General features: G+C 61.3%; 12 protein-coding genes. 9 read left to right on the top strand and 3 right to left on the bottom strand.

Translation table 11 applies throughout. The features are described from left to right. The first annotated feature begins 31 nt into the window (after positions 1-31). The 6 genes from N688_RS13745 to thiE all read left to right on the top strand — a co-directional run bounded on the left by N688_RS13745 (position 32) and on the right by thiE (position 5,617). Positions 32-1,393 (top strand): DUF4331 domain-containing protein, encoded by a 1,362-nt coding sequence (locus N688_RS13745; RefSeq protein ID WP_052889813.1) that lies wholly within the window; start codon positions 32-34, stop codon positions 1,391-1,393. A 221-nt stretch (positions 1,394-1,614) separates the two neighbouring features. Further along, positions 1,615-1,974 (top strand): hypothetical protein, encoded by a 360-nt coding sequence (locus N688_RS13740; protein ID WP_052889812.1) that lies wholly within the window; start codon positions 1,615-1,617, stop codon positions 1,972-1,974. 507 nt (positions 1,975-2,481) lie between these two features. Continuing rightward, on the top strand, positions 2,482-3,186 hold the full coding sequence (gene tenA, locus N688_RS13730) for a thiaminase II (protein ID WP_081838838.1): 705 nt from the start codon (positions 2,482-2,484) through the stop codon (positions 3,184-3,186). Between the two features lie 69 nt (positions 3,187-3,255). After that, the gene (gene thiD, locus N688_RS13725) at positions 3,256-4,083 is read left to right on the top strand and encodes a bifunctional hydroxymethylpyrimidine kinase/phosphomethylpyrimidine kinase (protein WP_052889810.1); all 828 of its coding nucleotides are present in this window, start codon (positions 3,256-3,258) and stop codon (positions 4,081-4,083) included. Then, positions 4,083-4,919, top strand: a complete 837-nt coding sequence (gene thiM, locus N688_RS13720; protein WP_052889809.1) for a hydroxyethylthiazole kinase — start codon at positions 4,083-4,085, stop codon at positions 4,917-4,919. Before thiD ends, thiM begins: the two co-directional genes overlap by 1 nt. Then, complete coding sequence (gene thiE / locus N688_RS13715; RefSeq protein WP_052889808.1) at positions 4,919-5,617, top strand: thiamine phosphate synthase; 699 nt, start codon at positions 4,919-4,921, stop codon at positions 5,615-5,617. The genes thiM and thiE overlap by 1 nt, the downstream gene beginning before the upstream one ends. Here thiE and thiL read toward each other — a convergent pair whose 3' ends face one another. Continuing rightward, entirely contained in the window at positions 5,618-6,652 is a 1,035-nt protein-coding gene (gene thiL, locus N688_RS13710) for a thiamine-phosphate kinase (protein WP_052889807.1), read from the bottom strand. Between the two features lie 224 nt (positions 6,653-6,876). Here thiL and N688_RS13705 point away from each other — a divergent pair, with 224 nt between their 5' ends. After that, positions 6,877-7,794 carry a cytochrome c oxidase assembly protein gene (locus N688_RS13705; protein ID WP_052889806.1) on the top strand — a complete coding sequence of 306 codons (918 nt, stop codon included), beginning with the start codon at positions 6,877-6,879 and terminating at the stop codon, positions 7,792-7,794. A 165-nt stretch (positions 7,795-7,959) separates the two neighbouring features. Here the strand turns inward: N688_RS13705 and N688_RS13700 are convergent, their stop codons facing one another. After that, complete coding sequence (locus tag N688_RS13700) at positions 7,960-9,720, bottom strand: bifunctional lysylphosphatidylglycerol flippase/synthetase MprF (protein ID WP_052889805.1); 1,761 nt, start codon at positions 9,718-9,720, stop codon at positions 7,960-7,962. Positions 9,721-10,102: 382 nt separating this feature from the next. Here N688_RS13700 and N688_RS13695 point away from each other — a divergent pair, with 382 nt between their 5' ends. Together N688_RS13695 and N688_RS13690 are read left to right on the top strand one after the other, a co-directional pair. After that, a complete protein-coding gene (locus N688_RS13695) occupies positions 10,103-10,444 on the top strand; it encodes a hypothetical protein (protein WP_052889804.1) in 342 nt (113 codons plus the stop codon). Positions 10,445-10,619: 175 nt separating this feature from the next. Further along, positions 10,620-11,252 (top strand): RNA polymerase sigma factor, encoded by a 633-nt coding sequence (locus tag N688_RS13690; protein WP_052889803.1) that lies wholly within the window; start codon positions 10,620-10,622, stop codon positions 11,250-11,252. A 64-nt stretch (positions 11,253-11,316) separates the two neighbouring features. Here N688_RS13690 and N688_RS13685 read toward each other — a convergent pair whose 3' ends face one another. Further along, on the bottom strand, positions 11,317-12,330 hold the full coding sequence (locus N688_RS13685) for a helix-turn-helix transcriptional regulator (RefSeq protein ID WP_052889802.1): 1,014 nt from the start codon (positions 12,328-12,330) through the stop codon (positions 11,317-11,319). Positions 12,331-12,471: the final 141 nt, after the last annotated feature.

Below are 12,471 nucleotides of genomic sequence, written 5' to 3'. Positions count from 1 at the left end.
GCATGTGGCAGAGGAAGGAGAGGTAAGGTCAATGTCATCGCATCGCGAAGCCCCAGAGATTGCCAAAGATCCGGTTGCTGACAACACTGACGTCTATGCCTTTGTCAGCCCAGACAGGCCAGAGACAGTCACGCTGATCGCCAACTACATTCCACTTCAGGAGCCAGCCGGAGGCCCCAACTTTTACGAGTTTGGCGACGACGTCCTCTACGAGATCCACATTGACAACGATGGTGACGCTCTGGCCGATATCACCTATCAATTTCGCTTTGAGACGGAGGTGCGCAATCCCGATACCTTTCTCTACAATACGGGGCCAATCACTGCGCTCGACAGCCCCAACTGGAACCGGCGCCAGTTCTACACGGTGACGCGCGTCGAAGAGGGCGGCACCACCAGAGTGCTGGGGCGCCACCTGGCTTGTCCGCCCTGCAACATTGGGCCACTCTCGACCCCCAACTACGAAGAGCTGGCTAAAGCGGCCATTCATCAGTTGCCGGGTGGGGGTCAGGTCTTCGCCGGTCAGCGCAACGAAGGCTTCTATGTCGACCTGGGCGCTATTTTCGATCTGCTCGACATTCGCCCGTTACAGAATCTGCATCTCTTCCCACGGCCTCCGCAGCCGGGGGTCGATGCTACCAAAGATCTGAATGTGCACAGCATCGCGCTGCAGGTGCCCAAATCCAGCCTGACCCGTGAGGGCTATGCGGCCACCGATCATAAAAACCCGCACTCCGTCATTGGGGTCTGGGCCTCGGCCAGTCGCCAGAAAGTGACCCTGCACGATAGCGGGCAGGAGCCGACCCATACGGGACCCTGGGTGCAGGTCTCGCGCCTGGGTAATCCTCTCTTTAACGAGGTCATTGTCCCCCTGGGCAAGAAAAACCTCTGGAATCGCCTGGCCCCGAAAGATGACACTGCCTTTGTCAAATACGTTGAGCATCCAGAAGTAGCGCGTCTGCTGCCCGTCCTCTATCCTGGTGTCTTCCCTCACCTGCAGGCACTGACGGCGCCGCGAGCCGACCTGGTAGCCATTCTGCTCACAGGCATTCCTGCTGGCCTCATTGACGGCTTCCAGAACTTCACCGGCCCGAAGCCCGCTGACCTCCTGCGACTGAATGTGGCCATTCCGCCAGCCAGCAAGCCGAGCGTCTTTGGTATTCTCGGCGGTGACCTGGCCGGCTTCCCCAATGGGCGGCGCGTCTTCGACGACGTAGTGACCATTGAGCTGCGGGCCGTGGCCGGCGCCACCTATCCGCTCGTTGATCACCAGTACATGCCTGATGCCGCTGTCTCCAAGCTCACGGGCGGTGTTTCCCCGCGTACCAACTACTTAAAGCACTTTCCTTATTTAGCCACACCCAAGAGTGGCTTTGATGTTCCGGCGAGCTGAAAGCCAGGGCGGTCCGCCCGGGAGAGGCCCCGGTCAGCCTGCCGGGCGCCGAGCGTGGCTGGCCGCCCATCTTGTCCTGTGCCAGCAGCCGGGGCTAGCCTCATGGCTCGGCTGAGCCGGGCGAGCCAGGCGCCCGGCTGGTCCACAGCATGGCACTGTCAGCGCAGTAACTGGTGACAGATCCACCATAGCAATGATGATGGGAGGGATGGTGAGAAGAGATGGAGGAAAGTCAGTCTTTTTTTGAGCGTGTTCATAGCGAACCAGTGGTGCTGGAGATTGGCGGCGAAGTTGGGGCTCTGGTCCTCTATACTGATCCCGAGCTGCGCGGCCAAGAGATCGAGGTGAGTCCCGTGCAGGAGCCGCAGCGGCGTACCCACACAGCAGTATTGGAGCGACACTTCAACGGCAAGCAGCTCTTCGCCGCCGTCTTTGCGGCTCTGCCCGCCGGCATCTATACCCTGTGGAACCTCGATGGCCAGGCGGCGGGTACGGTGACCATCAAAGGCGGTTGCGTCAACGAGGTCGATTGGCGACAGCAGCAACCGGCAAGCACACCCAGGCCACTGATGCCGTCATAGTGGGTAAGCTGCCAAGCGAAACCAGTGCCACCAGAAGGCGGCATTGCACTTTCGCTGCTGCTTGGCTATAATTGGCGGTGGAAGAAGCGTCAAGATGATCGGTGCTTGCTGCGGCGGTTAGTGTGAGCTGTTCCGCTGGCCTGTGTGCCTGCCTACAGCGAAGAACCGGGTTGGTTGCCATCTGCCAGCAAGAGGAAGGTCCAGGCGCAAGAGACAAAGGCCGAGATTGCGCCTGGAGCGAGCGATCGTCTCGTTCGGCGACGCATCTGTACTCGCTAGGGGAGCTTGGTGCAGCCAGGCTGAGAACACCACCGGAGTGTGTGGGGGACCCTGAACCGACCTGATCTGGGTAATGCCAGCGAAGGGAACGCGGGTGATCTGGAAAACTGTGGCCCTGGCAGCAGCCGTCATAGTTTTCTTCTCCTCCATTCATCCCCTCATTGGCGATTCCTGGCCTGAACGCTCTCCCCCTGCGTGATCGGTTCGCCTTCTGGAGGTCAGGTCGTCATGTCTGCCGCTGAAACCACCACGACGCCTGCGGGAAACGGTCTCTCCGCGCGTCTGCGTGAGAGTGTTCTCCCTCTGTGGCAGCGCCAGCTGCAACATCCCTTTGTGGTCGCCCTTGGTGACGGTTCCCTACCGCGGGCTAATTTCGAGTTTTATATTCGGCAAGATGCCCTCTTTCTCGACGTCCTTGCCAAATGCTTCGCCTTTGCCGCGACCCGCAGCGAGGATCACGCTGAGATCGAGCAGTTTGGCCGTCTCCTGCTCAACACTCTCGTCGTCGAGCAGGAGCTGCACCGCCGTTACGGCGAGCGCTTTGGCTTGACGCCTGAGCAGATGGCAGCCACGCCGATGGCGCCTACTAACTACGCCTACACCCGCCATCTGCTGACGGTTGCCACCAGTGGGACCCTTCCCGAGATCATCGCCTCCATGCTGCCCTGTGCCTGGATCTACGCCGAGGTGGGTACCCATCTCACAGGCAACAAGCTGCCGGCTCCCGAGCATCCCTATGCCGATTGGCTGCGCACCTACGCCGATCCCGAATTCGATGCCGTAGGGCGCTGGCTGCGCGAGCGCCTGGATCTGCACGCTGAGCGTCTGCCGGCGGAGGCCGTGGCCCGTCTCTACGAGATCTTTCGCATCAGCACCTGCTATGAATGGCTCTTCTGGGAAATGGCCTGGCGGCAAGAGCAGTGGCCAGCCTGAGCGCTAACGGCAGAGAGTGCCTTCGGAGTATGAAAGCATGATCAAGACAAAAGAAGCGCGAGGGAGATTATGAGTGAGGAGCAACGACACCCACGGGCGTTGACCATTGCCGGCTCGGATTCCTCCGCTGGGGCTGGCATTCAGGCCGACCTCAAGACCTTTGCCGCCCTGGAGGTCTATGGTCTCACGGCCATCACGGCCATCACAGCCCAGAACACGTTGGGAGTGCGGGCCGCCTTCGAGCTGCCGCCGGAGCTGGTGGAGGCCCAGATCGATGCCGTGCTCGAAGACATCGGTGCCGACGCTGCCAAGACCGGCATGCTGGCGACGGCCCCCATTATTGAAGTTGTCGCCCGCAGCGTCGCTCACTGGAAACTGCGTCTGGTTGTTGATCCTGTTATGGCGGCCAAAAGCGGGGACCCGCTGCTGCAGCCCGAGGCCGTCGCGGCCCTGCGCGGTGTCCTGCTCCCTCTGGCGGAGGTTGTGACGCCCAATCTGCCGGAGGCCGAGATGCTCACTGGGCGGCACATCGAGACGCTAGAGGAGATGCGCGAGGCGGCCCGGGCCATTCACGATCTCGGAGCGCGCCACGTGGTTGTCAAAGGAGGCCATCGCCTCGATGCCCCGATCGACGTCTATTTTGACGGGACCGGCTTCAGCGAATTGCGTGCCGAGCGCATCGAGACGCGCCATACCCACGGCACCGGTTGCACCTTCTCGGCGGCCATCACCGCCTTCCTGGCGCGGGGCCTCTCCGTAGCAGAGGCCGTGGCAGAAGCCAAACGCTATGTGACCGAGGCTATTCGGCAGGCTCCAGGTCTTGGGCGCGGTCATGGGCCTACCGAACACTTCTGGCAGTGGAAGCAGAGCAAGAAGGAAAAGGAAGAGGTACGCTGATGCAGCGACAAGAAGATGAATATACCGGGGCACAGGAGCGAGAAGGGCTGGCGTCCCTGGTAGGAGCCATTCGGACCCGTAAGCCTCTGGTGCATCACATTACCAATATGGTTGTCATGAATGACACCGCCAACGTCACGCTGGCCATAGGGGCCTTGCCAGTGATGGCCCATGCGCGCGAAGAAGTGGAAGAGATGGTCAATCTTGCCGGTGCTCTGGTGCTCAACATTGGCACCCTCACCCCGGAGCAGATTGAGGCCATGCTCCTGGCGGGACGGAGAGCCAACGAGCGTCAGATCCCCATTGTCCTTGATCCCGTCGGTGCCGGGGCCACACACCTGCGCACCGAGAGCGCCCTGCGCTTGCTGCGGGAGCTGCGCATTGCGGCTCTGCGCGGCAACGCCTCCGAGATCGGGGCCTTGCTGGGTGTGGAGGGCGAAACGCGCGGCGTCGAGTCGATCTCGCTATCCGAGGAGCGGGAAAGCGTCGCCCAGCGGGCGGCGCGCCAGTTTAACTGTTGCGTGACAATCACTGGAGCGCGCGACATCATCAGCGATGGTCGGCGCCTGGCCTACGTCGACAACGGCCATCCCCGGCTTGCCAGTATCACCGGTAGCGGCTGCATGGCCACCGCTCTGGTAGCGGCCTTTCTTGCCGTCGAAGCGGATGCCTGGAAGGCCAGCATCGCCGCTCTCGTCGCCCTGGGCCTGGCTGGTGAGTTGGCTGCTCAGAAGGCAGCTGGCCCAGGTACCTTCCGCTCTCACCTGATCGATGCCATTGCCGCTCTTGACGAGGAGACCATCCGTCGTGGACAGAAAGTGAAGGTGATCGGCTGATGGCGGAGCTATTCCCCTGTGGCTTGACGAGCGAAGAGCTGGTTCCGCGCCTCGCCTTGCACGTCCTGACCGATCGCCAGTGGTCGCGGGGGCGTGACATGCTGACCGTGGCCACGGCGGCCCTGGCTGGTGGAGCCACGATTATCCAACTGCGCGATAAGCAGGCAACCACGCGCACTCTGGTCGAGGAGGGCCTGGCGTTGCGCGAGCTGACCCGTCGTCATGGAGCTTTGCTGATTGTCAACGACCGTATTGATGTGGCTCTGGCGGTGGAGGCCGACGGCGCTCACGTGGGGCAGGATGACATGCCTGCCGCCCTGGCGCGCAAGTTGCTCGGCCCCGGGCGCATCCTCGGCGTCTCGGCGGGCAGTCTCGAAGAGGCCGCGCAAGCGGTAGCGCAAGGAGCGGACTACCTGGGTGTGGGCCCGATCTATCCAACGCGCGGCAAGGCCGATGCTGGCCCGGCCATCGGCCCAGAGCTGCTGCGAGCGATTGGCGCCCGCTATCGAGTGCCGCTGGTTGCCATTGGCGGAATTACGGCGGCCAAGGCTCCAGAAGTCATAGCGGCGGGTGCCTGTGGCGTTGCCGTAATCACTGCCGTTGTCGCCGCTGAGGACATCGCCGCTGCCGCGCGGGCTATCGCCGAGCAGGTCAAGACAGCGCGAGCTGCGGCGGGCCTGAGCGGGGAAGCGACCTAGCTAGTGCTGGCCGGGCGAGGCGAAGTGATCCCAACTCTGTACTGGCAGCGGCTCCTCCCGCCCGTCTGGCCAGCGCAGGCGGAGGCCGCTGGCTGCCTCCGTAACCTGGCCGATGGGGGTGATGGGAGCCGCGCCCGCGGCGGCGAAACGAGCCTGGACAGCCTCCTCGTAGCCCGGCGCGACCGTAAAGAGGAGCTCATAGTCCTCGCCGCCATGCAGTACCCAGGCAAGCGGGTCCCGCCCCAGGGTCGCGGCCAGCGCTCGTAGCTCCGCTGAGATGGGCAGGCGTGCTACCTCGATGCAGGCTCCCACGCCGCTGCGCTCACAAATATGGCCCAGATCGCCGCTCAGACCATCGCTCACATCGATAAGGGCCGTTACAATCTGGGGGCCGAGCTGACTCAGCAGGCGCCCCTCGGCCAGGCGAGGTTTCGGCACACGATGGGCGGCGCGTAGCCGCTCGCAGGCCGCCGGAGGATAAGGATGGTCTGGATCGAGCAGCGAATACAGGCCAGCCGCCGAATCGCCTGGCGACCCGGTCACGAAGATCGTATCGCCAGCGCGGGCGCCGGCGCGGGTCAGTACCCGCCCGCGCTCGCTCTCTCCAAGTAAGGTGATATCGAGCGCCAGCGTCTCCGCAGCCCCGGTGCCGCTAACGTTGCCGCCGACAATCAAGGTCCGAGCGGCAGTCGCCTCCTGGCGCAGGCCGGCATAGAGACCCTCCAGGACCTCCAGCGGGCAATGGCGCGGCACATGCAAAGAGACCAGGGCATAGCGCGGCTCACCACCCATTGCCGCGATATCGCTGAGATTGATGGCCAGGGCCTTGTGCCCGACCTCCTCCGGCGAGGAAGTGCGCAGCGTAAAATGCACTCCCTCGACCTGGCTATCGCAGGTCAACAGTAAGAGTCGCGAACCACCAAGATCGAGGACGGCGCAATCGTCTCCAACGCCAACGACCACCTCCTCGCCCAAGGGTAGGCCGGCAGTTAGACGGGCAATCAACTCAAATTCGCTCCAGGACGCAGCGGACATCGCTGAGCAGTACCTCCAGGCTTCTCTCTGTTCATCAGTTGTCTGTCGCTGCTCCTCTCTTCCCCTGCTACCGATACCGCTAGCGAGCGAGAATGGCAGCAACCTGACAGGCAGCTCAGGCAGCAGAAGAGAGAGAGCGTACGCTCTCTGGCCAGGATGCGCTATAGTCTCTGGTAGAGAACAGCTATTCTATTTTACAGCCTTACCGCACGGAGAGACAGCTTATGCAAGCGATCATTACTCTGCTTGAGCAGGGGCACATGGCAGCGCTCATTGCTGCACTGCTGCTCTGCCTGGGCTACTTGCCAGCTCTCTGGCGGGAGCTGCGGCAGCCCCAACCTCAGCCCGAGGAGCACCCCGGCCAGGCGCGCTGGCGCCTGCTGGCCTTCCTCTTCGCCATTGTCGCCATGCTCGTGGTGCTGGTGACTCCCATCGATCGCCTGGCCCGGAACCAGCTCTTTCTCATGCATATGCTGCAGGTGATCGTCCTGAGCACCATCTGCGCCCCTCTCCTTTTGCTCGCGCTGCCGACTGCTCTGGTTGGGCGGCTCCACTTGCGCGAGAGTCAGGAGCGGACCAACGGGCCTGCTCTGCTGCGCTGGCTGACGCGCCCCTTTCCTGCCTCTCTCCTCTATAACGGCTTCTTCCTTCTCTGGCATCTGCCGCCGCTCTATCTCATAACCAGCGAGCAAGCCCTACTCTATGATCTCGCCCTGATCTTCCTCTTGCTGCTAGCCTGCCTCAACTGGTGGCCGCTGCTCGGTCCTGTAGACGAAAAGCGACGTCTCAGCTACCCGGCCCAGATGCTCTACGCCTTTCTCGATGGCCAGCCAATTGATATCTTTGCCTTCCTGCTGGTCTTCTCGGGAGCCATCTTCTACCCCATCTATGCCCGACAGCCGCATCCACGCATGGCCCCACTCAGCGACCAGGAAGCGGCTGGGGCCATGTTACTCGTGCCGGGCCTCGTAGACCTGATCGTCATGACACCGCTCTTCTTTCGCTGGCTGGCCGCCCTTGAAGAGAAAGCCAGGATACGTGATCAGCAGCTGCAGCAGGTATATGAGGCGGAAGAGCACAAGCAAGCCTGGTCAGAAAAGCAGCAGCCAGCGCCGGCGCCTGGCTCGACATCCTCGGAGTGACCAGCGCGGGCGCGCGACCTGGCAGCAAGCTGGTTGAGGGTTGACAAACCTTGGAGCCTCTCCTCTCCTCTCCTCAACCAGCTCACTGCTCCACGGCCCTGCGCTGCTGGCGCTCTCTCCAGAACTGATCTCCTGAGAGGGAGGCCAGCCAGCGTAAGAGGCTGCTCAAGCGCTGCCGCGTTTCAGGGCTGGCACCCCTTGCGGGCGCAGGTGTGGACGCAACGAGCGCAGAAGAGCCAGCATCAGCGAGCCATCGTGCTGATGGACGCGGTAGAGCGCCAGCCCCACCTTAGGCAGACTCAGCGTCTCTGGATAGACCAGATAGCGACTCTCCCAGCGCGGTTGGAACTTCTTCTTAAAGGCCAGGAGTGAGGGGCCACCGGTCAGGCCAGAGAGGCGCCCGGTCAGGAAACTGATGCTCGCTGTCAGCAGCGTCTCATCCTCCTCCTGATTGCAGTTGCTCAAGGGGGCCAGTCCCAGGCTGACAACCTCTGCCCCCTGCTCCTTCAGGAAAAAGAGCGAGCGCGTCAGTAGCAACTCCATAGTGCCAGGAACCGCTTGAGAAGAGCGGCGCATCAGATCTAAGGCCCAGCCCCGGCGTCCATAGATTGGCACAAAGGAGACAAAGGCCTGAACTGTCTCTGCTTGATCGACGGCCAGGGCATAGAGCTGAGGGGACGTCTCAAAAGGATGGAAACGGCTCATGCTAAAGCCCATCTCCGTGCCGCCTTTCTGCTGGAGCCACTCGCGGGAGATCCGGGTCATTTGCGTCACATGCTCAGAGGAAGTCACACGTCCCTCATAGAAGACCACCGTCAACCCGGCCTTTTCAGCGCGGCGCGCACTCGTCCGCAGGTTGGCCATCGCGCCGCCCTGAAGCGAAAAGAAGGGCAACTCAACAATGGCATCCTCACCGATCTTCAGCAAATGCAGACCGGCGGCGCGATAATAAGGGGCCAGCTCGGCCCGCACCTGCCAGAAGACTGGTGTCCAATCCTGGCGTTCGCAGAAAGCCAAAAACTGCCGGATCAGCTCAGGCAACTCGGCCTCTGGCCCCACAGGATCACCGGCCACCACCGCCGTCGTTCCCTGGAGCACAAAACCAATCACCGCCCGGCCTGAGTCCCCAAAGAAAAAGGACTTCTCACCGACCAGCAAATGATAGGAAATCGAATTCTGCCCGTAGAGACGGACCAGTTCCTCAACGCGCTGGCGTTCCTCGCTCTCCGAGAGCAAAGCCACCGCCACCGGGCGAAAAATCTGCCACATCCCATAGCCCACAGCACTCATGCACAGCAGCGGAAGCGCACGCGCAAAAAGAAAAGCCGGCGTCCCACGAGGGACATGGAGATGAGCACGGCTCAGCAGCCCCAAAAGGACCGTTTCCAGGCCCCAGCGGTCGATCAACGGCTCGAAATCGCTGTAGAGGGTCAGGAAGCCGCCGAGCGTATAGAAAAAGACGATGCCCAACCCCAGGGCCAGCGCCAGATAGCCGCGGAAGATCGAAGGAGGGTCACTACGAGCCTGGAAGAGAGGGGAGCAGCAACCCAAGAGCGCGGTCAGCCCCAGAACCACGAGGGAAGGAAGCGACAAGCCTCCATGAGGGTGATGGAGCAATAAGGCCGAGAGCAGAAGCAAGACCAGGGTAACCAGCCAGGCCTGGCGCTTGCCGCGCGCCAGACCATAGGAGAGCATCAGCAGAAAGAAGCCTATCACCGCCGTCAAAGGATGGATGTGCGGATGAGAGACCGGGAACGCACCCAGCCAGGCATTGGGAAGAATATCCCAGGCGGCCAAAGCGGGCATAAAGAGAGAAAGCATGTCAACCAACCCTACCAGACCAATCACCGCGACAATCCCCAGGCGACTCAGGCGGCGAAGCTGTCGGCGAGCAGCGATGCGGCGAGGAAAAACAACCCCTAACATAACCTTCCTTCTTCAACTTCTCTTCTAGACTGAGCGATCGATTTGCCTGTTCTGCATGAAAAACTAAAGCAGGCCGCTTCCATGCTGGCCAGCTGTAAGCCACCTGAAAGGCGCCTGGAGAGAGGTATATCCAGGAGAGTCGGTTTAATCCTTTCAGGTTCTTCTCTTCCTTCCGCTAGAGTTAGACGTGGGAGCGGAGAGAAAAGTTGCAGTCGCTAGGAGTTCTGGAGCGCGCACCCAGCCGGAAAGCTCTTCCCTGGCCGATCGGTCTTTGCTCGTACTGTCTGTTTGCTTGCATCAGATGCTGATTAAGAATATACTGCATAAAAGAAAAGATTAGTATAAACGAAACAGCCAGAGAAATAGAGAGAAAGGAGGGAACATGAACTTATCACTTCTCAGCAGGCTGGTGCAAGCGGCGAAGCGGGACGGCCTTACCCTGCAATGGAGTCTGATTCATCTGCTCGATCGACTGGAGCACTACGAGCAGCGGCTAGGCTATCTCCGTTACTGGGACGGGGAGAGTGACGCGAGCGAAGTGCAGCAGCTGCGGCTTGACAACGAGGCCCTGGCCCTCGTCCTGCTAGCGGCCTTAAAGGCCTATCCGGCAGGGGCTGATATTGCCTTCGAAGAGCAGCGTTTACCGGAGCTAGCCGCTCTGCTCACCGAACTGGCGCCGGGGCGCCGTGGCGGGCAGACGAAAGAGAAGGGCGAGCGTTCCTAGCCCTGGGTGGTCCTGCTGCGGAGCGGGCAGATCAGGGGGATAAGCTGAGCCGGCAAAGGTTAGTTTCTGCTTAGAGAAACCTACAGTGGAGCTTATCCGCTGCTGCGGCGCTTGTCATCTCTGGCAGGAGAGGCTACCCTGTTTAGCAGGAAGAACGAAAGCGAGGCAATGGTGTATGCAAATAGACCAGCAACAAGAGAGCCTCTGGCGAGGAAAGCGTGGAAGCGATGGCCACCTGGCCCAGCGTGCTCTGGAGGGAGACGAAAAAGCCTTTGAAGCGCTCGTCCAGCGCTACAGTGGCCCGCTCTTCAGCTTCATTTGTCACTTTCTAGGCGATTACGATCAAGCCTGTGATATTTTACAGCAAGTGCTACTTCAGCTCTATCTCTCGCTGCCTGGCCTCCATTTGGGCGTCCCTCTCAAGCCCTGGCTCTTTCAAGTCGCGCGCAACCGCTGTCTTGACGAGCTGAGGAGGAAGCGGGCGGTGACCTTTTCCGAGCTAGAGAGTGGGGGAGAGGAAGGGGAAGAGCTACCTGTTGCCGTGGAGAGCATCGCGGACGGGCGTCCCCTACCCGAAGAGCTGGCCGAGCGTCATGATCTCCGGCGCTTGCTCCTGGAGGCCATTCACAGTTTGCCGCCCCGTTTTCGGGCGGTTGTGCTGCTGCGCTACACAGCCCAGCTGAGCTTTGCCGAGATAGGGCAGGCGCTCAGCATGCCCGAAGCCACGGCCAAGACCTATTTCCAGCGTTCCAAGCCTCTCTTGCGTGCCTCCCTCAGCGGACAGGTACGAGCCGGCACCCCCTCCTGACAGGCCGGAGAGGAAGCGGCCTGCCAGGTAGACGGGCTGAGCTGCCAGCCGATCGATCGAGCAGCTAAAAATTCGAAGCGTCCTTCACCTCCTCGCGATAGAGCGCGGCAATCCGCTCTGCCGTAGTCAGCACCGCTGCCCGCAGGCGTGTCGGACTGAGCACCACGGCCTCGCTGCCAAGAGAGAGCACGTAAGCGACAGCCTCCTGTAGCGACTCCTGTGGCACACGTACCAGCACACTGCCATCAGCCTCCTCCCGTAGCACCGTATAGTTACCGCGTAAGCGGTAGCGTGCCGCTGCCTTAACGCGCAAAGTTACCGTCAGCGGCTGCTCAGCCTCGGCCAGATGGCCCCGTGCCTCCTTCCAGTAGGTCTGCAAATCAAAATCCGGTGGTGGCTGAATCCGCTCCTGGCGAACACGCAGATCCTGAATATAGCCGACGCGGAAGGTCTCAACCTGCTGACTTGCGTGGCAGAAGGCCACCAGGTACCAGACACCGGTGCGCATCTGACGTGAGGTCAGCCCCTTATAGACCAGGCCATAGGGATCGACCCGTAGCCAGCGCAGTGCTGGCATCGCCTGGCGGGTCGTCCAGGGATAAAGCAGATCGAGACGGCGCCCGGTCAGCACCGCATGACGAATCGTTTCCAAAAATGCGCTCGTTGTCCCATCGCCATCCCAGGCCGTCGTATCAAACAAGATATGCTCGCGGGCCGCCTTAATATCGGCGCGATACTCCTCCGGCAGGGCGGCCTCCAGTTTAAACAAGGCCCGGTGTAGGCCATCGTCGTCGGCAAAGAGGCTATAGTTGCCGGCCATGTCCACGCCGAGCACCAGCGAAACCGCTTCCTCGCGCGTAAAGAGGGTCGCATCGAAATGGTAGTTGCCTGTAAGATAGTAACCGCCCCCCGGGCCGTAATCCATCGCAATGGGGACGTGCGCAAGCGACAGGGCATCGATGTCGCGATAGATGGTGCGTGCTGAGACTCCCAGAATGCTCGCCAGGCGCTGGGCCGTCATCTTCCCGCGTGCTTGCAGGAGCAGAGTAATCGCCAGCAAGCGCTCTATCTTCTGCATACTTCTAGTATGGAACGGTCCTTCTGAAAAGACAAGGGATAATACGGAACACTCCGTACACTTAAATAGATTCATACTCTATATACCGCTTTCTTGGCTTTAAGCGAATGCTGAGAGCGTCAGGCTTCTCCCCAGGCGCGG

The sequence above is a fragment of the Thermogemmatispora carboxidivorans genome (assembly GCF_000702505.1).
In the GTDB taxonomy this organism is placed as follows: Bacteria; Chloroflexota; Ktedonobacteria; order Ktedonobacterales; family Ktedonobacteraceae; genus Thermogemmatispora; species Thermogemmatispora carboxidivorans.
This window is presented reverse-complemented; position numbering and strand designations above follow the sequence as displayed.